At 52.3% G+C, this 22709-nt stretch carries 23 protein-coding genes, 1 tRNA gene and 1 pseudogene; 12 read left to right on the forward strand and 13 right to left on the reverse strand.

Features of this window, described 5'->3' with window-relative positions:
* Positions 1–31 precede the first annotated feature (31 nt).
* Positions 32–694, reverse strand: a complete 663-nt coding sequence (locus K0778_RS08050; protein WP_000847791.1) for a DUF2057 family protein — start codon at positions 692–694, stop codon at positions 32–34.
* Positions 695–866: 172 nt separating this feature from the next.
* Here K0778_RS08050 and K0778_RS08055 point away from each other — a divergent pair, with 172 nt between their 5' ends.
* Positions 867–1280 carry a CoA-binding protein gene (locus tag K0778_RS08055; RefSeq protein ID WP_001301418.1) on the forward strand — a complete coding sequence of 138 codons (414 nt, stop codon included), beginning with the start codon at positions 867–869 and terminating at the stop codon, positions 1278–1280.
* A gap of 44 nt (positions 1281–1324) precedes the next feature.
* On the opposite strand, the gene hspQ is transcribed toward K0778_RS08055, so the two are convergent.
* Positions 1325–1642, reverse strand: a complete 318-nt coding sequence (gene hspQ, locus K0778_RS08060) for a heat shock protein HspQ (protein ID WP_001295356.1) — start codon at positions 1640–1642, stop codon at positions 1325–1327.
* Positions 1643–1699: 57 nt separating this feature from the next.
* Entirely contained in the window at positions 1700–2890 is a 1191-nt protein-coding gene (rlmI, locus tag K0778_RS08065; RefSeq protein ID WP_000116297.1) for a 23S rRNA (cytosine(1962)-C(5))-methyltransferase RlmI, read from the reverse strand.
* 94 nt (positions 2891–2984) lie between these two features.
* Here rlmI and yccX point away from each other — a divergent pair, with 94 nt between their 5' ends.
* Positions 2985–3263, forward strand: coding sequence for an acylphosphatase (yccX, locus tag K0778_RS08070; protein ID WP_000048252.1), 279 nt, complete (start codon positions 2985–2987; stop codon positions 3261–3263).
* Here yccX and tusE read toward each other — a convergent pair.
* From tusE to K0778_RS08085, 3 genes are all read right to left on the reverse strand, one after another.
* On the reverse strand, positions 3260–3589 hold the full coding sequence (tusE, locus tag K0778_RS08075; RefSeq protein ID WP_000904442.1) for a sulfurtransferase TusE: 330 nt from the start codon (positions 3587–3589) through the stop codon (positions 3260–3262). The genes yccX and tusE overlap by 4 nt on opposite strands.
* A 90-nt stretch (positions 3590–3679) precedes the next feature.
* Complete coding sequence (gene yccA / locus K0778_RS08080; protein WP_000375136.1) at positions 3680–4339, reverse strand: FtsH protease modulator YccA; 660 nt, start codon at positions 4337–4339, stop codon at positions 3680–3682.
* Between the two features lie 206 nt (positions 4340–4545).
* A tRNA-Ser gene (locus tag K0778_RS08085) sits at positions 4546–4633 on the reverse strand.
* Positions 4634–5059: 426 nt separating this feature from the next.
* On the opposite strand from K0778_RS08085, the gene hyaA reads away from it, so the two are divergent.
* The 10 genes from hyaA to appA all read left to right on the forward strand — a co-directional run bounded on the left by hyaA (position 5060) and on the right by appA (position 14836).
* Complete coding sequence (hyaA, locus tag K0778_RS08090; protein ID WP_001058323.1) at positions 5060–6178, forward strand: hydrogenase 1 small subunit; 1119 nt, start codon at positions 5060–5062, stop codon at positions 6176–6178.
* A complete protein-coding gene (hyaB, locus tag K0778_RS08095; protein WP_000107384.1) occupies positions 6175–7968 on the forward strand; it encodes a Ni/Fe-hydrogenase large subunit in 1794 nt (597 codons plus the stop codon). The genes hyaA and hyaB overlap by 4 nt, the downstream gene beginning before the upstream one ends.
* 18 nt (positions 7969–7986) lie before the next feature.
* Positions 7987–8694, forward strand: a complete 708-nt coding sequence (gene hyaC / locus K0778_RS08100; RefSeq protein WP_001186424.1) for a Ni/Fe-hydrogenase b-type cytochrome subunit — start codon at positions 7987–7989, stop codon at positions 8692–8694.
* Positions 8691–9278, forward strand: coding sequence for a hydrogenase 1 maturation protease (gene hyaD, locus K0778_RS08105; RefSeq protein WP_000003671.1), 588 nt, complete (start codon positions 8691–8693; stop codon positions 9276–9278). Before hyaC ends, hyaD begins: the two co-directional genes overlap by 4 nt.
* Entirely contained in the window at positions 9275–9673 is a 399-nt protein-coding gene (gene hyaE, locus K0778_RS08110; protein WP_000063978.1) for a hydrogenase-1 operon protein HyaE, read from the forward strand. The genes hyaD and hyaE overlap by 4 nt, the downstream gene beginning before the upstream one ends.
* The gene (locus tag K0778_RS08115) at positions 9670–10527 is read left to right on the forward strand and encodes a hydrogenase expression/formation protein (protein ID WP_000004899.1); all 858 of its coding nucleotides are present in this window, start codon (positions 9670–9672) and stop codon (positions 10525–10527) included. Before hyaE ends, K0778_RS08115 begins: the two co-directional genes overlap by 4 nt.
* Positions 10528–10660: 133 nt before the next feature.
* Positions 10661–12205, forward strand: coding sequence for a cytochrome bd-II oxidase subunit 1 (appC, locus tag K0778_RS08120; protein WP_000263577.1), 1545 nt, complete (start codon positions 10661–10663; stop codon positions 12203–12205).
* Between the two features lie 11 nt (positions 12206–12216).
* Positions 12217–13353 carry a cytochrome d ubiquinol oxidase subunit II gene (gene appB, locus K0778_RS08125; protein WP_000460803.1) on the forward strand — a complete coding sequence of 379 codons (1137 nt, stop codon included), beginning with the start codon at positions 12217–12219 and terminating at the stop codon, positions 13351–13353.
* Between the two features lie 12 nt (positions 13354–13365).
* Positions 13366–13458 carry a cytochrome bd-II oxidase subunit CbdX gene (gene cbdX, locus K0778_RS08130; RefSeq protein WP_000270305.1) on the forward strand — a complete coding sequence of 31 codons (93 nt, stop codon included), beginning with the start codon at positions 13366–13368 and terminating at the stop codon, positions 13456–13458.
* A 79-nt stretch (positions 13459–13537) separates the two neighbouring features.
* Positions 13538–14836: a bifunctional acid phosphatase/4-phytase gene (gene appA / locus K0778_RS08135; protein ID WP_001300464.1), complete on the forward strand. Its 1299-nt coding sequence runs from the start codon at positions 13538–13540 to the stop codon at positions 14834–14836.
* Positions 14837–14950: 114 nt separating this feature from the next.
* On the opposite strand, the gene etk is transcribed toward appA, so the two are convergent.
* From etk to K0778_RS08170, 7 genes and pseudogenes are all read right to left on the reverse strand, one after another.
* Positions 14951–17131 carry a tyrosine-protein kinase gene (etk, locus tag K0778_RS08140; RefSeq protein WP_000208650.1) on the reverse strand — a complete coding sequence of 727 codons (2181 nt, stop codon included), beginning with the start codon at positions 17129–17131 and terminating at the stop codon, positions 14951–14953.
* Between the two features lie 19 nt (positions 17132–17150).
* Entirely contained in the window at positions 17151–17597 is a 447-nt protein-coding gene (etp, locus tag K0778_RS08145) for a protein-tyrosine-phosphatase Etp (protein WP_000057871.1), read from the reverse strand.
* Positions 17585–18724, reverse strand: a complete 1140-nt coding sequence (locus K0778_RS08150; protein WP_001295357.1) for a polysaccharide export protein — start codon at positions 18722–18724, stop codon at positions 17585–17587. Before K0778_RS08150 ends, etp begins: the two co-directional genes overlap by 13 nt.
* Positions 18725–18769: 45 nt before the next feature.
* Positions 18770–20866: a YjbH domain-containing protein gene (locus K0778_RS08155; protein ID WP_001619292.1), complete on the reverse strand. Its 2097-nt coding sequence runs from the start codon at positions 20864–20866 to the stop codon at positions 18770–18772.
* Positions 20866–21612, reverse strand: a complete 747-nt coding sequence (locus tag K0778_RS08160; RefSeq protein ID WP_001038062.1) for a capsule biosynthesis GfcC family protein — start codon at positions 21610–21612, stop codon at positions 20866–20868. Before K0778_RS08160 ends, K0778_RS08155 begins: the two co-directional genes overlap by 1 nt.
* Entirely contained in the window at positions 21609–22253 is a 645-nt protein-coding gene (gene gfcB / locus K0778_RS08165) for a lipoprotein GfcB (RefSeq protein ID WP_001247610.1), read from the reverse strand. Before gfcB ends, K0778_RS08160 begins: the two co-directional genes overlap by 4 nt.
* Positions 22254–22359: 106 nt before the next feature.
* A pseudogene (locus K0778_RS08170) lies at positions 22360–22593 on the reverse strand (hypothetical protein); the annotation flags it as partial.
* Positions 22594–22709: the final 116 nt, after the last annotated feature.

Raw genomic sequence — 22709 nt, forward strand, 5'->3', positions numbered from 1 at the left:
CCGAAAAAGCCTGCGCACAGGCACAAAAATCTCAGGAAGATGGTTGTTTTTCCGCCCACTGCAGGAAAGTATTTCGCGTTTGTGGGTCAGCCAGTTTAAACCAATACTTCAGCCGTTGTTCTGTGAGCACCTGAGACTGCGGTGGAATAGCATCCAGCTCGGAAACACCCGAAAGCAGCGTACTGTCATCTGCCATCATCGTGGCAAATTGCGGTAGTGAAGCGCGTTTCGCGGATTTGTTATAGCGTTCAACCTCGACCTCATAATCAATCGTTTTTGCCGTTGAGGTAATGGCGAGAATATCCAGCTTTACCGGAATCGGCGTCGCATCGCCATCCAACAATTCAAGGCGCGGCGCGGCATCAAAATGGTTAGCTTCCCGCTCATTCTCCAGGCGAGGCAGGCGAAAATTGACCTGGTTGATGAGCTGGGTATTAAAACTGACCACCAGCGGTGGGGAGATATACAGCCGTTCTTCACTATTGGAAAGATGAATCGTCTTCTCAACGCGAAACACTAACTGATGCGGTCCATTATCCAGTTCAATGCTGTCCGCACCGCGCAGCAGAGAGCTGGAAACCTTCTTGCCGTCGAGTACCAGAAGATCGACATCGGTTGAAAGCCGCAGCGTGGTGGCAAAAACGGATACCGGCAAACATAATGCAATCAAGGTGGTCACGATGCCGGTTTTCATAGGTAGCTCCTGTCAAAAGACCGCCCGAATAATAATGTGTCAAAATTTTTCTTTAATCATACTTACTAACATATAGACATATTTCCCGCTTTTGCTCTCATTCATTCGTATTAGCTGCATGGTTGGCATGTCGGCTTTGTCGTACACTTTGTTAAACAGTCTGGAGGAAATAATGAAAGAAACCGATATTGCAGGCATTTTAACGTCCACTCACACCATTGCGCTGGTGGGGGCAAGCGACAAACCCGATCGTCCCAGCTATCGCGTGATGAAATATCTACTCGACCAGGGGTATCACGTCATTCCGGTTTCGCCAAAAGTTGCCGGCAAAACGCTGCTGGGCCAGAAGGGGTATGGCACGCTGGCAGACGTTCCGGAAAAAGTCGATATGGTCGATGTTTTCCGTAATTCAGAAGCGGCGTGGGGCGTGGCACAGGAAGCTATTGCCATTGGCGCGAAAACCCTCTGGATGCAACTGGGGGTGATTAATGAGCAAGCGGCAGTACTGGCACGGGATGCCGGGTTAAATGTGGTGATGGATCGCTGCCCGGCTATTGAGATCCCTCGCCTGGGCCTGGCCAAATAAAAAATCCCCGGAAGGCAAAAACCTTCCGGGGATTTGTTCAGGGATTAGTTACGCAGACGCGGGGCCTGGAGTTGTTTGCGGATGGTCTGCGCCAGCTCATCCATGGATGGCTGTTCAGGATGTTCATCCTGCAATTCGCTACTTAGCTGGGCTTCAGCCAGGTAGGTATGAACCGGTAGGCCGTTATCGTCCTCCATCACTACGTGATACCACGGAGCGGCGCGAAGCTCGTCATTCACCGCCAGCTCATCAGGCGACGGTTCAGAGAGCGAATAAACCGGGTCGATATCCACGACCACTCCGAGATAACCTAACAGGGAATGGCGGACCTGCTGGCCGATACCGAATTTGCTGGCAATCATAGTCACCTCCCGGGAAATCTTTACCTTTGATATAAGGGTAAAATTCCACATTTCAAGTTACATGACGCGACAGGCAAACCCTTTCAGATATAGCCCTTCCGGATAGGTAGCGATCACCGGATGATCGGCTGCCTGACGGAACTGCTCTATAAATTGTACATCACGACCGGCATCAATTGCGGCATCCGCGATGATTTTCTGAAATAAATCGCTGGTCATCAGACCGGAACAGGAGAAAGTCAGGAGAATACCGCCTTCATTCAGCAGCTGAATCGCCAGCATGTTGATGTCTTTATAACCACGACACGCGCCCATCAACTGGCTTTTATTCTCAACAAACTTCGGCGGGTCCATCACGATAACGTCAAATTTTTCACCGCGATCGCGATAAGTACGCAGCAATTTAAAGACATCATCACGGACAAACTCAGCCTTGCTCAGATCCAGTTTGTTCAGCTCAACGTTCTGCCGTGCAATATCCAGCGCTTCCTGGGAGGTATCAACGCTGACAACCTGGCTGCAACCGCCCATCAGTGCCGATACGGCGAAACCACCGGTATAGGAGAAACAGTTCAGCACACGTTTATTTTCAACGTAGCGGCGGGTAGCCAGGCGGCTATCACGCTGGTCCAGGTAGTAGCCCGTTTTGTGTCCGTGCTGAATATCCACCAGCAGTTTCATTCCGTGTTCTTCAATCGGCAGCAGGGCAGGTGGCAACTCGCCGGTGACGGGGCCCTGGGTCAGCTCCATTCCTTCTTTTTTACGTACCGCGACGTCGCTGCGATCGTAAATCGAACATTCCGGGTACAGCGTTTGCAGGGCACTAATTAATGCCGCGCGCTGATATTCTGCCCCAGCACTCAGCAGTTGCAGCACCAGAAAATTACCGAAACGATCGATAGTAATACCCGGCAGGCCATCAGATTCTCCGGCGATTAAACGATAGCTGTCGAGGCCATCTTTTTGCGCCAGCCAGTCACGCCATTTTTGTGCTTGTTGCAAACGGCGGGAAAAAAAAGCAATGTCGATAGACTCAGACGGGTCAAACGTCCAGACGCGCGCCCGGATTTGCGAAGCTGGCGAATAAGCGCCGCGTGCTAACCATTTTCCCTGATGATCAACAATATCGATGGTTTCACCGAGGCTGGCTTTACCTTCCATGCGGGCAACGGCCCCGGAAAAGACCCACGGATGGCGACGAAGTAATGATTTTTCGCGCCCTTTGGCTAACACTAAACGTACACTCATAATTTACTTTTCTGTCGATGCAAAGAAATGGGCGTCATTGTCCGGAGTTTTCCATGGATTTGCAACGCGTCCATTAAGGATAAGGAGAGCAGCAATGTCGAAAGTCTGCATAATTGCCTGGGTTTACGGGCGAGTTCAGGGCGTAGGATTTCGCTACACCACACAGTACGAAGCGAAAAGACTGGGTTTAACCGGGTACGCCAAAAATCTTGACGATGGCAGCGTGGAAGTGGTTGCTTGCGGTGAAGAAGGGCAGGTGGAAAAATTAATGCAGTGGTTAAAGAGTGGCGGCCCGCGTTCTGCGCGTGTAGAACGGGTGCTCAGCGAGCCGCATCATCCCTCGGGGGAATTAACCGATTTTCGTATCCGTTAAATACATTTTACCGGTTTTGGCAGGCCAGCAATTTTGGTGGCTTGCTTAGCCGGACCTTTCGGAAACAGTCGGTATAAATAGCGGCTGTTACCTTTTTCTTCGCCAAATTTATTCGCCATCGCTTTTACCAGCATACGAATCGCCGGAGAAGTATTGAATTCCAGATAGAAATCACGCACAAAACGCACCACTTCCCAGTGTTCCGGTGACAGCGAAATCCCTTCGTTCTCTGCAATCACCACAGCCAGCGGCTCACTCCACTGGCTGCTTTCTTTGAGATAGCCTTCGGTATCCGTTTCTATCTCTTTACCTTCGAAGATCAGCATAATTATTACTACCTTAATCAGACTGGCGGCAGTGTAACAAAAAACAAAGCCCCGCATAAAGCGAGGCTATGAAAGTGTTAGCGGGTGAGATTAATCGCGGCTAGCGAAGCCCAGAATGCTCAGCAGGCTGACGAAGATGTTGTACAGCGAAACATACAGGCTAACCGTGGCACGAATATAGTTCGTCTCACCGCCATGAATGATGTTGCTGGTTTCAAACAAGATAGCGCCAGAGGAGATCAGAATGAAGACCGCGCTGATCGCCAGATGCAGAGCAGGCAGCTGCAGGAAGATATTCGCAACCATACCAATCAGCACCACCACAATACCCGCCATCAGCATACCGCCGAGGAACGACATATCTTTGCGGGTGGTCAGCACATATGCAGAGCAGCAGAAGAACACTAACGCCGTTCCGCCCAGTGCCATAGCGATTACGTCACCCATTCCGGCAGACAGATAGGTGTTCAGAATAGGTCCGAGGATATAACCCAGAAAACCGGTAAAGGCGAATGCGGAGATAATCCCGGTCGGCTTATTCGCCGTTTTATAGGTCAGGAACATCAAACCATACATACCCACCAGCGTCAGAATCAGACCCGGAGATGGCAGCATCAGCACCGTACTGGCAGTTGCGGTAATCGCCGAAAAGGCCAGCGTCAGGCTCAGCAGAAAATAGGTATTACGCAGCACCTTATGGGTGCTAAGCAGTGATGTACGGTCATGTGAAGAACTAACAATACGATCCATTGAGTCACTCTCTATGACAGATGTAATTAATTAAGCAGCATAATGATAATGCGTAAGGGCACCCAGAAGTTTTACCCATCTTTACGCATTTGATCTGGAACAGGTTTAACAGCGGATTATCAGGTCATTAAGCAAATATAACGCCCTGAGAATTTCGACAGGCAAAAGAAAAAGGGGTTAGCATTTAGCTAACCCCTTATCTTATTTGGCGGAAGCGCAGAGATTCGAACTCTGGAACCCTTTCGGGTCGCCGGTTTTCAAGACCGGTGCCTTCAACCGCTCGGCCACACTTCCGGAATGACGCGCACTATAAACATCCCGATGCGGCGTGTAAACCCCTAATTTGTTTGTTTGCCTGAAAAACAGCCAAAAGTGCATTGATAGCGTGAAATAACAGCAGATTGATCATTTCATCACCATGAATTCCTTCTCTTTTACTCGTTTAGCAACCGGCTAAACATCCCCACCGCCCGGCCAAAAGAAAAATAGGTCCATTTTTATCGCTAAAAGATAAATCCACACAGTTTGTATTGTTTTGTGCAAAAGTTTCACTACGCTTTATTAACAATACTTTCTGGCGACGTGCGCCAGTGCAGAAGGATGAGCTTTCGTTTTCAGCATCTCACGTGAAGCGATGGTTTGCCTTGCTACAGGGACGTCGCTTGCCGACCATAAGCGCCCGGTGTCCTGCCGGTGTCGCAAGGAGGAGAGACGTGCGATATGAATAACGAGGAAACATTTTACCAGGCCATGCGGCGTCAGGGCGTTACCCGGCGCAGCTTTCTCAAATATTGTAGTCTGGCTGCCACGTCGCTGGGATTAGGCGCGGGAATGGCACCAAAGATTGCCTGGGCGCTGGAGAACAAACCGCGCATTCCGGTGGTATGGATCCACGGTCTGGAATGCACCTGCTGTACCGAATCTTTTATCCGCTCCGCTCACCCACTGGCGAAGGACGTCATCCTTTCCCTGATTTCCCTCGATTACGACGATACTTTGATGGCTGCCGCCGGAACCCAGGCGGAAGAAGTCTTTGAAGACATCATCACGCAATACAATGGCAAATATATCCTCGCAGTAGAAGGTAATCCGCCGCTGGGCGAGCAGGGGATGTTCTGTATCAGCAGCGGTCGACCGTTTATTGAGAAACTCAAACGTGCCGCTGCCGGAGCCAGCGCGATTATCGCCTGGGGAACCTGCGCGTCCTGGGGCTGCGTGCAGGCCGCGCGACCCAATCCGACGCAGGCAACGCCTATCGACAAAGTCATCACCGACAAACCCATTATCAAAGTACCTGGCTGCCCGCCGATCCCGGATGTGATGAGCGCCATCATTACTTACATGGTGACCTTTGATCGCTTGCCAGATGTCGACAGAATGGGCCGTCCGCTGATGTTCTATGGTCAGCGAATCCACGATAAATGCTATCGCCGCGCCCACTTCGACGCCGGAGAGTTCGTCCAGAGTTGGGATGATGACGCTGCCCGCAAAGGTTACTGCCTGTACAAAATGGGCTGCAAAGGGCCTACCACCTATAACGCCTGTTCCTCCACACGCTGGAATGATGGCGTTTCTTTCCCAATCCAGTCTGGTCACGGCTGCCTGGGCTGTGCGGAAAATGGTTTCTGGGATCGCGGTTCGTTCTACAGCCGCGTGGTCGATATTCCGCAAATGGGTACTCATTCCACCGCCGATACCGTCGGTTTAACCGCGCTTGGCGTGGTGGCAGCGGCTGTTGGTGTGCACGCAGTCGCCAGCGCCGTTGACCAGCGCAGACGTCATAACCAGCAACCTACAGAAACCGAACATCAGCCAGGCAATGAGGATAAACAGGCATGAGCACTCAGTACGAAACTCAGGGATACACCATCAATAATGCCGGACGCCGCCTGGTGGTCGACCCGATTACGCGCATCGAAGGCCACATGCGCTGCGAAGTGAATATTAACGATCAGAATGTGATCACCAATGCCGTCTCCTGCGGCACCATGTTTCGCGGGCTGGAGATCATCCTACAAGGGCGCGACCCGCGCGATGCGTGGGCGTTCGTTGAACGTATCTGCGGCGTCTGTACTGGCGTACACGCCCTGGCTTCGGTTTACGCCATCGAAGATGCTATCGGCATTAAAGTGCCGGACAACGCCAATATCATCCGCAACATTATGCTGGCAACGCTCTGGTGCCACGATCATCTGGTGCACTTCTATCAGCTTGCCGGGATGGACTGGATCGATGTGTTAGATGCGCTGAAAGCCGACCCGCGGAAAACCTCCGAACTGGCGCAAAGTCTCTCCTCTTGGCCGAAATCATCCCCTGGCTATTTCTTCGACGTACAAAACCGCCTGAAAAAATTTGTTGAAGGCGGGCAGTTGGGGATCTTCCGCAATGGCTACTGGGGGCACCCGCAGTACAAACTGCCGCCAGAAGCTAACCTGATGGGCTTTGCCCACTATCTCGAAGCTCTCGATTTCCAGCGTGAAATTGTCAAAATCCACGCGGTCTTTGGCGGTAAAAACCCGCATCCAAACTGGATTGTCGGCGGGATGCCTTGCGCCATCAACATTGACGAAAGCGGCGCGGTCGGGGCAGTCAATATGGAACGCCTGAACCTGGTGCAGTCAATTATCACCCGCACGGCGGACTTCATTAACAACGTGATGATCCCCGACGCCTTAGCCATCGGTCAGTTCAACAAACCGTGGAGCGAAATCGGCACTGGTCTTTCTGATAAATGCGTTCTCAGCTACGGCGCATTCCCGGATATTGCCAACGACTTTGGCGAGAAAAGTCTGCTGATGCCTGGCGGCGCGGTGATTAACGGCGACTTCAACAATGTGCTGCCAGTGGATTTGGTTGATCCGCAGCAGGTGCAGGAGTTTGTCGACCACGCCTGGTATCGATATCCCAACGATCAGGTCGGGCGTCATCCGTTCGATGGCATCACCGACCCGTGGTACAACCCCGGCGATGTCAAAGGCAGCGATACCAACATTCAGCAGCTGAATGAACAGGAACGCTACTCGTGGATCAAAGCGCCACGCTGGCGCGGTAACGCGATGGAAGTGGGGCCGCTGGCGCGCACGTTAATCGCTTATCACAAAGGCGATGCTGCGACCGTTGAGTCGGTCGATCGCATGATGTCGGCGTTGAACCTGCCGCTTTCCGGTATCCAGTCAACGTTAGGCCGCATTTTGTGCCGCGCGCACGAAGCGCAGTGGGCCGCAGGTAAGTTGCAGTATTTCTTCGACAAGCTGATGACCAACCTGAAAAACGGCAATCTCGCCACTGCTTCCACGGAAAAATGGGAACCTGCAACCTGGCCGACAGAGTGCCGTGGTGTCGGTTTTACCGAAGCGCCGCGCGGGGCGTTAGGCCACTGGGCCGCCATTCGCGATGGCAAGATTGATCTCTACCAGTGCGTGGTGCCGACCACCTGGAACGCCAGCCCGCGCGATCCCAAAGGGCAGATTGGCGCTTATGAAGCGGCGCTGATGAACACCAAAATGGCGATCCCCGAGCAACCGCTGGAGATCCTGCGTACTCTGCACAGCTTTGACCCGTGCCTCGCCTGTTCAACACACGTGCTGGGCGACGACGGTAGCGAGCTGATCTCCGTGCAGGTGCGTTAACAGCGAAGGAGAATCATCATGCAACAGAAAAGCGACAACGTTGTCAGCCACTATGTCTTTGAAGCGCCAGTGCGCATCTGGCACTGGTTGACGGTGTTATGCATGGCGGTGTTGATGGTCACCGGATACTTTATCGGCAAGCCGCTACCTTCCGTCAGCGGCGAGGCGACGTATCTGTTCTATATGGGCTACATCAGGTTAATTCACTTCAGCGCCGGGATGGTTTTTACCGTGGTTTTGCTGATGCGGATCTACTGGGCTTTTGTTGGCAATCGATACTCCCGCGAGCTGTTTATCGTGCCGGTATGGCGTAAAAGCTGGTGGCAGGGCGTGTGGTATGAAATCCGCTGGTATCTGTTTCTGGCAAAACGTCCGAGTGCCGATATAGGCCATAATCCCATCGCCCAGGCGGCGATGTTCGGCTATTTCCTGATGTCGGTCTTTATGATCATCACTGGTTTTGCGCTGTACAGCGAACACAGCCAGTACGCTATTTTTGCGCCGTTCCGTTATGTGGTGGAATTTTTCTACTGGACGGGTGGCAACTCAATGGACATTCACAGCTGGCATCGGCTGGGGATGTGGCTGATTGGCGCGTTTGTGATCGGTCATGTCTACATGGCGCTGCGTGAAGACATCATGTCCGACGACACGGTGATCTCCACCATGGTCAACGGCTACCGTAGCCACAAATTTGGCAAAATAAGTAACAAGGAGCGTTCATGAGCGAGCAACGCGTGGTGGTCATGGGGCTGGGCAACCTGCTGTGGGCCGATGAAGGCTTCGGCGTGCGGGTGGCGGAACGGCTGTATGCCCATTACCACTGGCCCGAGTATGTGGAGATTGTCGATGGCGGTACTCAGGGACTGAACTTGCTGGGGTATGTCGAAAGCGCCAGCCATCTGTTGATTCTCGATGCCATTGACTACGGGCTGGAACCTGGAACGCTGCGAACCTATGCCGGAGAACGCATTCCGGCTTATCTCAGCGCGAAGAAAATGAGCCTGCATCAGAACAGTTTCTCCGAAGTGTTGGCGCTGGCGGATATCCGCGGACATCTGCCAGCACATATTGCCCTCGTCGGTCTGCAACCCGCAATGCTCGACGACTACGGCGGTAGCCTGAGCGAACTGGCACGGGAGCAACTGCCCGCTGCGGAACAGGCGGCGCTGGCGCAGCTTGCTGCGTGGGGAATTGTGCCGCAACCGGCTAATGAATCGCGCTGTCTCAATTATGACTGTCTGTCGATGGAAAATTACGAAGGCGTTCGCTTGCGCCAGTACCGGATGACACAGGAGGAGCAGGGATGAGCAACGACACGCCATTTGATGCGTTGTGGCAACGAATGCTGGCGCGCGGCTGGACGCCAGTCAGTGAATCCCGTCTTGACGACTGGCTTACGCAAGCGCCAGACGGCGTGGTGTTATTAAGCAGTGACCCGAAACGCACGCCAGAGGTCAGCGATAATCCGGTAATGATTGGCGAATTACTGCGCGAGTTTCCCGACTATACATGGCAGGTGGCGATTGCTGACCTTGAGCAGAGCGAAGCCATCGGCGATCGCTTTGGCGTCTTTCGCTTTCCTGCCACTTTAGTGTTTACCGGCGGAAACTATCGCGGCGTGCTGAATGGTATTCACCCGTGGGCGGAACTGATAAACCTGATGCGCGGGCTTGTCGAACCGCAGCAGGAGCGTGCCTCATGAGCGAAACTTTTTTCCATCTGCTGGGGCCAGGAACGCAACCGAACGATGACAGTTTCAGCATGAATCCACTGCCGATCACCTGTCAGGTGAATGATGAACCGAGTATGGCGGCCCTGGAGCAATGTGCTCACAGCCCGCAGGTGATTGCGCTGTTAAACGAGTTACAACATCAACTAAGCGAACGCCAACCGCCGTTGGGCGAGGTGCTGGCAGTCGATCTGTTAAATCTCAACGCCGACGATCGTCACTTTATCAATACGCTTCTCGGGGAAGGGGAAGTGTCAGTGCGCATTCAGCAGGCTGACGACAGTGAAAGTGAAATACAGGAGGCGATCTTCTGCGGATTATGGCGGGTGCGCAGACGTCGCGGCGAAAAGTTGCTGGAGGACAAACTGGAGGCTGGCTGCGCGCCGCTGGCGTTGTGGCAGGCGGCAACGCAAAATCTCTTGCCGACAGATTCGCTGTTACCGCCGCCCATTGATGGCCTGATGAATGGCCTACCGTTGGCGCATGAGTTACTGGCACATGTACGTAACCCCGACGCGCAGCCGCACAGCATTAATCTGACGCAATTACCCATCAGCGAGGCTGATCGGCTTTTTCTCTCACGTCTCTGTGGGCCGGGAAATATTCAGATTCGTACCATTGGCTATGGCGAGAGCTATATCAACGCCACGGGGTTACGCCATGTCTGGCATTTACGCTGTACGGACACCTTAAAAGGCCCGTTACTGGAAAGTTATGAAATCTGCCCAATACCGGAAGTGGTGCTGGCAGCGCCAGAAGATTTGGTCGACTCTGCGCAGCGGCTTAGCGAGGTATGTCAGTGGCTGGCGGAAGCTGCACCGACGTAAAAAGACGGTAAGTATCGCTTTCAGTCTTATGAATATCGCAATCGGCGAATACCTCTGGTCGTAGAGTTTCAGGATAAAGAGGGAGATCTACCATTATCGGGTTATTTTTCTCTCTTCGCCTACAGGAGTGCGCATGTGGGATGTCATTGATTTATCGCGCTGGCAGTTTGCTCTGACCGCGCTGTATCACTTTTTATTTGTACCCCTTACCCTGGGGCTGATTTTTTTGCTGGCTATTATGGAAACCATTTACGTGGTCACCGGCAAAACAATCTACCGCGATATGACGCGCTTCTGGGGTAAGCTCTTCGGTATCAATTTTGCTCTTGGCGTGGCTACCGGCCTGACCATGGAGTTTCAGTTTGGTACTAACTGGTCATTCTATTCCAACTATGTGGGCGATATTTTTGGCGCACCGCTGGCGATGGAAGCATTAATGGCCTTCTTCCTCGAATCCACCTTTGTCGGGCTGTTCTTCTTCGGCTGGCAACGGCTGAATAAATACCAGCACCTGCTGGTGACGTGGCTGGTGGCGTTCGGTTCAAATCTCTCTGCGTTGTGGATATTGAATGCCAACGGTTGGATGCAATACCCGACCGGTGCGCATTTTGATATCGACACCCTGCGTATGGAGATGACCAGCTTCAGCGAGCTGGTCTTTAATCCGGTCAGCCAGGTGAAATTTGTGCACACCGTAATGGCGGGCTACGTGACCGGGGCCATGTTTATTATGGCGATCAGCGCCTGGTATTTACTGCGCGGACGGGAGCGCGATGTCGCATTACGCTCGTTTGCCATCGGTTCCGTCTTCGGTACTCTGGCGATTATCGGTACCCTGCAACTCGGAGACAGTTCTGCGTATGAAGTCGCGCAAGTACAACCGGTAAAACTGGCGGCGATGGAAGGGGAGTGGCAAACGGAACCTGCACCTGCACCGTTCCATGTGGTTGCCTGGCCGGAACAGGATCAAGAGCGTAACGCCTTTGCCCTCAAAATTCCCGCGCTGCTAGGGATCCTCGCCACTCACTCATTAGATAAACCCGTGCCGGGTCTGAAGAATTTGATGGCTGAAACCTACCCACGCTTGCAACGCGGACGTATGGCCTGGCTGTTAATGCAGGAAATATCGCAAGGCAATCGTGAGCCGCATGTGTTGCAGGCATTCCGGGGACTGGAAGGTGACCTGGGCTACGGCATGTTGCTCTCCCGCTATGCGCCGGATATGAATCATGTCACAGCCGCACAGTACCAGGCGGCGATGCGTGGCGCGATACCTCAGGTTGCGCCGGTATTCTGGAGTTTCCGCATCATGGTGGGCTGTGGTTCCCTGCTGCTACTGGTGATGCTGATTGCGCTTGTCCAGACGCTGCGTGGCAAAATCGACCAGCATCGCTGGGTGCTGAAAATGGCGCTCTGGAGTTTGCCGTTGCCGTGGATTGCGATTGAAGCCGGGTGGTTTATGACCGAGTTTGGTCGTCAGCCGTGGGCGATACAGGACATCTTACCGACATACTCCGCGCACTCCGCTTTAACCACAGGACAACTGGCTTTCTCACTGATCATGATCGTAGGGCTTTACACCCTGTTCTTAATCGCCGAAGTCTACCTGATGCAGAAATATGCCCGTCTGGGGCCGAGCGCGATGCAGAGTGAACAACCGACGCAGCAACAGGGGTAAAGGAGAAAATCATGTTTGATTATGAAACATTGCGCTTCATCTGGTGGCTGCTGATTGGCGTGATCCTGGTGGTCTTTATGATCTCCGACGGATTTGACATGGGGATCGGCTGTCTGCTGCCGCTGGTGGCGCGTAATGATGATGAACGCCGGATAGTGATAAACAGCGTTGGTGCACACTGGGAAGGCAACCAGGTCTGGTTGATCCTCGCTGGTGGGGCATTATTTGCCGCCTGGCCCAGAGTGTATGCAGCGGCGTTTTCCGGCTTTTATGTGGCGATGATCCTGGTGCTGTGCTCACTGTTCTTCCGCCCGCTGGCCTTTGATTATCGCGGAAAAATCGCCGATGCACGCTGGCGTAAAATGTGGGACGCCGGTCTGGTCATCGGCAGTCTGGTGCCGCCGGTAGTCTTCGGTATCGCCTTCGGCAACTTGTTGCTCGGCGTGCCGTTTGCCTTCACACCGCAATTACGCGTGGAGTATCTCGGCAGCTTCTGGCAACTGCTGACGCCATTCCCTTTATTGTGCGGATTGCTCAGCCTTGGGATGGTGATTTTGCAAGGTGGCGTCTGGTTACAACTGAAAACTGTTGGTGTGATTCATCTGCGTTCACAGCTGGCGACCAAACGCGCTGCACTGTTGGTGATGCTGTGCTTTTTGCTGGCGGGTTACTGGCTGTGGGTCGGTATTGATGGCTTTGTACTGCTCGCCCAGGATGCTAACGGTCCTTCCAATCCGTTAATGAAACTGGTGGCAGTGCTACCTGGTGCCTGGATGAATAATTTTGTCGAGTCGCCCGTTTTGTGGATCTTCCCGCTGCTGGGATTCTTCTGCCCATTGCTGACGGTGATGGCGATTTATCGTGGTCGCCCGGGTTGGGGATTTTTGATGGCATCATTGATGCAATTTGGCGTGATTTTCACGGCAGGCATCACGCTGTTCCCCTTTGTCATGCCGTCAAGCGTGAGTCCGATCTCCAGCCTGACGTTGTGGGACAGTACTTCCAGTCAGCTGACGCTGAGCATTATGTTGGTAATCGTGCTGATATTTTTGCCCATTGTGTTGCTCTACACTCTCTGGAGCTACTACAAAATGTGGGGGCGCATGACAACAGAAACTCTCCGCCGTAACGAAAACGAGTTGTACTAAGGAGCAGAAACAATGTGGTATTTACTTTGGTTCGTCGGCATTTTGTTGATGTGTTCGCTCTCCACCCTTGTGTTGGTATGGCTGGACCCGCGTCTGAAAAGTTAACGAACGTAGGCCTGATGCGGCGCATTAGCATCGCATCAGGCAATCAATAATGTCAGATATGAAAAGCGGAAACATATCGATGAAAGCGATCTTAATCCCATTTTTATCTCTTCTGATTCCGTTAACCCCGCAATCTGCATTCGCTCAGAGTGAGCCGGAGCTGAAGCTGGAAAGTGTGGTGATTGTCAGTCGTCATGGTGTGCGTGCTCCAACCAAGGCCACGCAACTGATGCAGGATGTCACCCCAGACGCATGGCCAACCTGGCCGGTAAAACTGGGTTGGCTGACACCGCGCGGTGGTGAGCTAATCGCCTATCTCGGACATTACCAACGCCAGCGTCTGGTAGCCGACGGATTGCTGGCGAAAAAGGGCTGCCCGCAGTCTGGTCAGGTCGCGATTATTGCTGATGTCGACGAGCGTACCCGTAAAACAGGCGAAGCCTTCGCCGCCGGGCTGGCACCTGACTGTGCAATAACCGTACATACCCAGGCAGATACGTCCAGTCCCGATCCGTTATTTAATCCTCTAAAAACTGGCGTTTGCCAACTGGATAACGCGAACGTGACTGACGCGATCCTCAGCAGGGCAGGAGGGTCAATTGCTGACTTTACCGGGCATCGGCAAACGGCGTTTCGCGAACTGGAACGGGTGCTTAATTTTCCGCAATCAAACTTGTGCCTTAAACGTGAGAAACAGGACGAAAGCTGTTCATTAACGCAGGCATTACCATCGGAACTCAAGGTGAGCGCCGACAATGTCTCATTAACCGGTGCGGTAAGCCTCGCATCAATGCTGACGGAGATATTTCTCCTGCAACAAGCACAGGGAATGCCGGAGCCGGGGTGGGGAAGGATCACCGATTCACACCAGTGGAACACCTTGCTAAGTTTGCATAACGCGCAATTTTATTTGCTACAACGCACGCCAGAGGTTGCCCGCAGCCGCGCCACCCCGTTATTAGATTTGATCAAGACAGCGTTGACGCCCCATCCACCGCAAAAACAGGCGTATGGTGTGACATTACCCACTTCAGTGCTGTTTATCGCCGGACACGATACTAATCTGGCAAATCTCGGCGGCGCACTGGAGCTCAACTGGACGCTTCCCGGTCAGCCGGATAACACGCCGCCAGGTGGTGAACTGGTGTTTGAACGCTGGCGTCGGCTAAGCGATAACAGCCAGTGGATTCAGGTTTCGCTGGTCTTCCAGACTTTACAGCAGATGCGTGATAAAACGCCGCTGTCATTAAATACGCCGCCCGGAGAGGTGAAACTGACCCTGGCAGGATGTGAAGAGCGAAATGCGCAGGGCATGTGTTCGTTGGCAGGTTTTACGCAAATCGTGAATGAAGCACGCATACCGGCGTGCAGTTTGTAATGCATAAAAAAGAGCATTCAGTTACCTGAATGCTCTGAGGCTGATGACAAACGAAGAACTGTCTAATGCGTAGACCGGAAAAGGCGTTCACGCCGCATCCGGCCACTTTCAGTTTTACTCTTTCTCGGAGTAACTATAACCGTAATAGTTATAGCCGTAACTGTAAGCGGTGCTGGCGCGTTTAATCACACCATTGAGGATAGCGCCTTTAATATTGACGCCTGCCTGTTCCAGACGCTGCATTGACAAACTCACCTCTTTGGCGGTGTTCAAGCCAAAACGCGCAACCAGCAGGCTGGTGCCAACAGAACGCCCCACGACCGCGGCATCACTCACCGCCAGCATCGGCGGCGTATCGACAATCACCAGATCGTAATGGTCGTTCGCCCATTCCAGTAATTGACGCATCCGATCGCGCATCAGCAGTTCAGACGGGTTAGGTGGCACCTGACCGCGAGTAATCACATCAAAGCCTCCTTTGCCAAAATGCTGGATCACTTTGTTGAGCTCATCTTTACCTGCCAGATATTCCGACAAGCCATGTTCATTACTCACGGTAAACAGGTTATGCGAATAACCACGGCGTAAGTCGGCATCAATAAATAACACTTTTTGATCGGACTGGGCGATCACCGCTGCCAGAGTTGAACTGACAAACGTTTTACCACTGTCTGGCGTCGCACCGGTGATCATTAGAATGTTATTCTCCGTCTCCATCATAGCGAAATGCAGACTGGTTCGTAGCGCACGTACGGCTTCCACAGCAGAATCCGCCGGGTTATCCACCGCCAGGAAGGGGATGTTTTTAGTACGATGGCGCTGCTGATTAGAAAATAAATTTTTCTTACGCAGACGGGTGCGTTTATCCAGCCACTCGGACATTGGGATAGTGGCATAAACGCTGATGCCGTGCTCTTCCAGTTGTTCCGGGGCTTCTACACCACGACGCAACATCGCACGCGCCAGCACGGCACCCACAGAAATAAACAGGCCAAGAATAAAACCAAGCACCACGTTCAACGCTTTTTTCGGTTTCACTGGCTGCGGCTGAGTGACTGCCGGGTCGATAATCCGCACGTTACCAATGGCACTGGATTTCGAAATACTCAACTCCTGCTGGCGGTTAAGTAATTGCAGATATACCGCACGGCCCGCTTCTACGTCACGACTTAAACGCAACACTTCCTGTTGGGTGGAAGGCATTGCCGATACCCGCTTATTCAGGCGTTTGCGTTCTTGCTCCAGCGTCTGGCGTTTTTCCAGCAGCGCACGATAAGTTGGGTGATCTTTCTTATACAGCTGGGAGATCTCTGCCTCGCGGAAGGTCAGCTCATTGAGTTGATTATCAACGTTCACAATCTGCTCAAGAACGGCTTTGGCTTCCAGGTTAAGGTCAACCGAATCGCGCTGCTGGCGATAAACGTTGAGTTTTTCTTCCGCTTGGTCCAGCTCGCTGCGCACTTCAGGTAACTGGCGCTGTAAGAATTCAAGGCTTTGTGAATCCTGCGCCGCCTGGCGAGCGATATTCTGTTGCAAATAGTTGTTAGCGATGCTGTTCAGAATACGAGTAATCAACTGGGGATCATCACCAGTCATGGTAAGTTCCAGCATCCCGCTTTCTTTACTGCGTTCGCTAACGGTAAAGGTTTCCTGCAATGCGTTAATCGCTTCCAGTTCGGTACGCTGGCTCAGGACAAACTGTGTTCCTGGTTTGGCCTTAATGTCCGCGATAGTCAGCGCAACGCCATCTTTTTCCAGACGCTGGCCGACCATACCATTGACGGTGAACTCTTCACCTTCCAGTGTATAGTGGCCGTTTTCCCCAACCGTGAGTGTCAGTTGCTGATCCTGACCATTCAGTTGTGGAATATGCATCCAGCTGATCGCCAGCTCACCTGGTTTTTCTTTGGTTAATCTCGCCCAGCCGCGACCCACAATCGGAAAATACTTCTGCTCAACTATGTCGCGCAGATTCAGTTCAGCAATGGTTTTACCGAGAATCATGCGCGATTGCAGCAGTTGGATCTCCGGTGCAGACTCGGGCGATGAGTTAGGGATCATATCGCTCAGGCCGCTGAGAATGGCGTTGCCCTGTTTTTGCTCAACCTGGACCAGAGTATCTGCCTGATAAATTGGTGTGCTTAACAGCGAGTAAGCGACAGCGATCAGCGTGAATAACGCGGTCACGCTGATAATAAACTTACGGTGATCCCATAACTCGCCGACCAGACGAAGCAGATCGATCTCATTTTCCTGAGTGCTGCCTGGTGGCGTATTCATATTTTTAGTTGTCATCGTATTTTATAAACTCAAATTACCGGCTGAGGCGCTTCGCCCATTCCTGACTGGCGCGCTCCAACATACCGTAGACATGTTCAAATGCGTCCTGACTTTTACGATAGGGATCCGGGATCTCTTTCTGTTCCAGCCATTGCCCAAACAGCATTGTCTTCCCGCGGACCTCGGGAGCAATTGCGGTAACCTGAGCAATATGTTCCGACTCCATTGCCAGAATCAGATCGTAATTTCGTGCCATCTCAGCAGTGAGCTTACGTCCGGCATGTCCTTCAAGAGATACGCCATGATTAGCGGCAACATCTGCCGCTGTCGCATCTGCAGGGTGTTTTACCAGACCATGAACACCTGCCGATTTGACTTTTACGCCCGGCAGACGTTTACGCAGCAAGCGCTCGCCAATGGGCGAACGGCAAATGTTGCCGGTACAAACCACCAGGATTGAGTTAAATTTTAGTTGGGCCATGTTTGAATCCACCGTGAAGTCTCTGTCAGGTCATGCACCCCGGAAATCGTCGGTACCAGCAGAGAAATCACACGGTTCCAACGAGCCAGCGGCGCGGTAGTGACATAAACAATGTCGTAAGGTTCAAGCTGGAATTCCGTTCCGAGTATCATTGCCGATGCGTCCTTCGCATTCAGCTGATAAATATTGGCGATTTTGCCATTCTGCTTGTTTTGCGTTGCACGAATAACAAAAATCCCCGTCGCATCAGCGACATCCTGATTCATACCCTCAGCGTTACCCAGCGCTTCCGCCAGGGTCATACCGCTGCGGTCCATTTTCAGCGTGCTCTGTTTACCCACTTCACCCATCACGAAGACTTTCAGATCATCGTTGCGCGGAATAAATAAAATATCGCCCGGGTGCAGCAGTTTGTTCTGGCGCAAGTCGCCACGCTGCATCAGCGCATAGAGGTTCACTTTGGTCTTTACGCCATTCTGGGTGAGCACCACGTTGCGCCAGTCTGCATCTGCGGTCAGACCGCCCGCGGCGTTAATCGCATCCATGATGGTCAGAGGAATATTGGTAATCGGCTGCTGACCCGATTTGCTGACTTCGCCGGTGACGTACGCTTTTTGCGATCGGAACGCCGCGACGCTGACATCGACTTGCGGGCTTTCAATGACTGAATCGAGACGCGCTGTAATCTCGTTGCGTACCTGGGTAAGTGTTTTCCCGGCCACTTTCAGGCGACCAATATAGGGGTAGAAAATCGCACCATCGGCGTTAACCCAGTTGCCGGTATCACTGGCGCTACGGTATTGCCCTGCGGGGGTGGTTAGTTCCGGGTGATCCCAGACCGTAACCATCAACACATCACCAATCCCGATACGATATTCATAGTTTGCGATTTGCTGCTCCAGCTCCGGGTTAGCCTGCGACATAATCGGTTTGGCGCGCAACTGATCAATCAATCCTGGCGTGACGGGATAGATATTGACCATTTTGTCCAGGTCATACTGATTGTCAGGTAGTTCAATGACATCCTTGTTACTGGTCGATAAATTCTGACCAGGAACAAGGGTACATGCTGTCAAAGACAGAACAGCCAATGTCAGTACCGAAAACTTAAAAATGTTCTTTTTCATTGGTTTATATTTATCAGTCAATGTAGTGTTATGAATTACGTCAGGTTATTGTCCAACCGGTACTTCTCGCTCTGCCGTCATTGGATAGAGCTGGTATTTGCGTGACAGCATTTGTCCACCATCACGCGTCAATGGTGTCCACGAAACCACCGCGCGGTTGCGGTTAGGTCCAATGGTCATCAAGTCGAATGGAATCGAGATATAAAAACCTTTACTAAAGCCGCCTTCGCCGTAGTCATCTTTAGATACGTTACTGATTGCCGCCCATACCCCTACCGCCACGCCGCTGTCAAAGCGTTTGGCGACGTCGATCGTTGCGCCTTTATCTTTTGCCAGATATTGCCCAACGCTAAGTTTCATCAGTACGCCATTGAGCGTCGGCGGGTTCCAGTAAGCCGTCACGAAACCTGTTGGCGTGGAATAATCGGTGAAACGCATCATGTTGTCCCAGTCACGTTGCTTCACGTAGTTAACGTCCACACCCAGCGCCCAGCAGGCATCTAGCGGGCGATAAAGCAGCTCGGAACCGACACCGGCGTACATCGTTTCCAGATAACCGCCATACACCTGGCCATAGAAACCATTGCCTAAGTCAGCAAAATAGTTCGCCTGCAAGTTGTTGAGATAAACGTCATTGCGAACGTAGTCACGGATATGCGTGCGCACGCGGGGCAGGGTAGAGTCCGCGGGCAACAGCGAAGACTTAAACTTGTCGTAGTTGTTGTAAATATTGGTGAAAATACCGCCATCAAGCAGCAGGTGGTCGGTAAACCAGTAGCGGGCACTGGACATCAGCCCCAGCTGGAACATATAGAAATCTTCCGGGCCGCCCAGCGACTGTGAAAGTGTTGGGTTGAAAGAGTAGCTAAAGCGATCTTCACGAATACGGTAGCCCCGACCAAAGGCAGAAAGATCTTCAGCTTCAACACGTTGTTGTTGCAGTGGCTCTGATTGACCAGGCGCTGTACCAGCCAGCTGTTTGCGCAGGCTGGCTACGTCGGTTTCGGTAGTCACCATCGCCATATGCTCGCGCTTTTGCGTCACGCTAATCTTCTCAACGCCTTGCGGCAGGTTATTCACCAGAATCCGGTTGGCACGATCGACCGCTTCGCGAGAATCACGGTATTTGTATTGTTGACCAGACATATACAGCGTCTTATCGCGCAGCTGAATTTCCGGTGCTTCAAAACCTGCGTTGTACTTCAGCGCGGTAAGTTGGTTCGCTACTGTGGTGTACTGCAATCCTTCAGATTCAGGCGCAGGTTGATATGCCGGTTTTGGCGTATCGCGCAGGGCAGGGCGCAGATCGTTGAAATTGGTCCGTAACGTGAAGCCAAACATCAACGTGTTACCGCGTTCATAACTCAGGTTGAGATCTGCCCAGCTGGCAGCGCGATAAACTGCGCCGACGTTGAAATGGCTTGCCTGAGGCAGTTTGCCAGCGAAATCATTCTGGTAATTGTTGCCATCGTATTCGAGTTTCAGACGCAGGGGATTCCACGGCGTTTGATACTCAATGCCGCCAAAGATGGAAGCCGGGCCACGAAAGATATCGCTAAAGCTGATATCGCCCGCATCGTGAGACTCTGCGCGATGACAATATTTATCGCTCACCCGGCAAAACGGGTTGGTAATATTGCCCGCATTACCGGCGTAGCCCCATGCCATCCCGAGGGTGAAATCAAATGGCCCCGCTTGCTTGCTGGCCACCAGATACTCACCGTCAAACAGACCCGTACCAGCAATATCACGTTTACCAAACGCCACTTGCGGTAGCCAGTAACCTTCTTCCCACAGGCGAAGTTTAAAATCGAATGATTTGTCTTTGTATGACTGATCGCCGCTGAAATCTTCCCACTGGCTATATTTGCGTGTGCGCACATCCGTATAACGAATGGTGCCTTCCAGCCATGGGAACAGCGCCACGGAGGTGGAGTAGAACCGGTATTGATCGTTATCCCGGTAGTTGACGCTGAATTCACCTTCCGGTGCGATGCGCGCATTTGGCATCTGCAACAATCCTGTGCCGCCAAAGTCTGATTGCGACGAACCCAGCGGATCCGGGTAGGTTAATACTTCAGCATGACAGGCACTGGAGACGGCAATGGCCAGGCAGCTTAAAAGATAAGAATTCTTCTTCATCAGTCAGGAACACGTTGCGTTAAAACAGACACAATCTGGTCATTTAAATCAGCATATTTTTCGGGCAGTACATGCGCAGAAAAGCCCAACCAAAGCTGGCTGCCAGGCGGTGGTTCCACATGTCTTTTATTCCACAGGGCAACAGGGGCGACGACAGTCTCACCCTCAGGCGTAATCACCATAACGTTATTCTTGTCCGCGCCTGCAAGGCGGGGGTGATCTTGCAGATAATCGGTAACGCTACGGCCTGCCTGCCAGGGCAATTGCCCGGCCCCAGAAACCGCACCCAGCAGAGTAATAGTCACCGGACGCTGTACGGTATAGAGCGTATAGTCCCCGACCAACGGGGGATTGCTGTTCTCATCCACTCGTACAAAATCAGGGTCCAGTTTGACCGGTAAGCGACCAGTGATATTGAGATTGAGTAACTGCTGGCGCACGGATTTAATCGTTGCCGCCACATCGTCGTCAGCTTCTGCTTCCCAGGAAGCAAGCTGTGCCATGACATGTTGGTAGTCTTTAAGCGCTTTAGCTTTCGCCGCAGAGTCGGTCAGCAAGGCACCAGGCCACCAGAGGCGATCGCGCAGTTGCGGTTGTGTCACCAACTGGACAACATTTTCCATGGGGCCAACGGAAAGTGTCTGTTGTTCGCCAGGCAGATAAATAGTCACCGTTCCTTGCGCAAAGGCATGGGGTGTCATTACGTAAAGTACGCTGGCAATGAAATACGACTGTAATTTATTCATGGTGCGGGTTTAAGAAACGTCATTTCTACGGGAATAACCCCTGCGCCTAACATTTGCCGACTTTGACGAACCTGGCCAGTAGCCGAATCGACCCAGAATGTGTTTTGCCACTGTTTTTCTGGCCGCGTGGAAGTCACCTCTTCCTGCCAGACATTACACAGCACATTGCGACCCGCAATATTCAGCGTCTCTAATCCAGCAAAGGAAAAAGTAGAACTCAGGGTCGCAGAGCGAAAATGGTTGTCTTCACTCCAGAGAATATCGCGCGTCCAGCGGCTGCCATCTTTTATTGCCAGCGCGTTACGCAGAGGGTCCTGCCCGGAATTTGTCACTTCCAGCAGATTATTATTAAGTTTGACGGTCTTTAAAAGACGTCCATTGTGGGTAACCAGCATGGCGTTATCCTGGGATAACCATTTGCTTTGTTCTTGTTCTATATATCCCAGTACCACAAAGATTCGTTGCCCTTCATTAAGGCGTAAATACATCGTGGAATAAGGCAACGCCTGGATCTGCTGATCCGCTACGGTGATATCCTGATTATCGAAAAGGCTGGCGCGAAATGTATCGACCATACTTTGCTGGCTGTGCGTACATCCCGCAAGAAATAGTGCGAAAATCGATAAAATAAGAGGGCGCACCTTTAATCCTTGAAAGGTTAATTAAAAAAATGCAAATCTCTAAAGCCCGGTACGAATATCGCAACCGGGTATTATTTAGCTTTAATTTCGACGCGTTAAAGCAGTATTAGGGCGTAGTGGACGTGGTGGTTGAGGTGTTATGAGAACCGCCATCGCCACTGTCATTTGCTGCAACTACTGCCAACGTCGCCACACCAACAGCTGTTGCCACACCGACAACTGTCGCCGTGCCGACAGCGCCAGCAGCCACGCCACCAGTGGTAGTAGCAGTCTTGGTTGCGCCGATAGTGGTCGTTGTGGTGCCAGTAGTACCCGTCGTTGCCTCGGTCCCGTTTGTTGATCTTACCCAGCAATAGTGGACACGCGGCTAAGTGAGTAAACTCTCAGTCAGAGGTGACTCACATGACAAAAACAGTATCAACCAGTAAAAAACCCCGTAAACAGCATTCGCCTGAA

It is taken from the genome of Escherichia sp. XD33 (assembly GCF_019375075.1).
In the GTDB taxonomy this organism is placed as follows: Bacteria; Pseudomonadota; Gammaproteobacteria; order Enterobacterales; family Enterobacteriaceae; genus Enterobacter; species Enterobacter flexneri_A.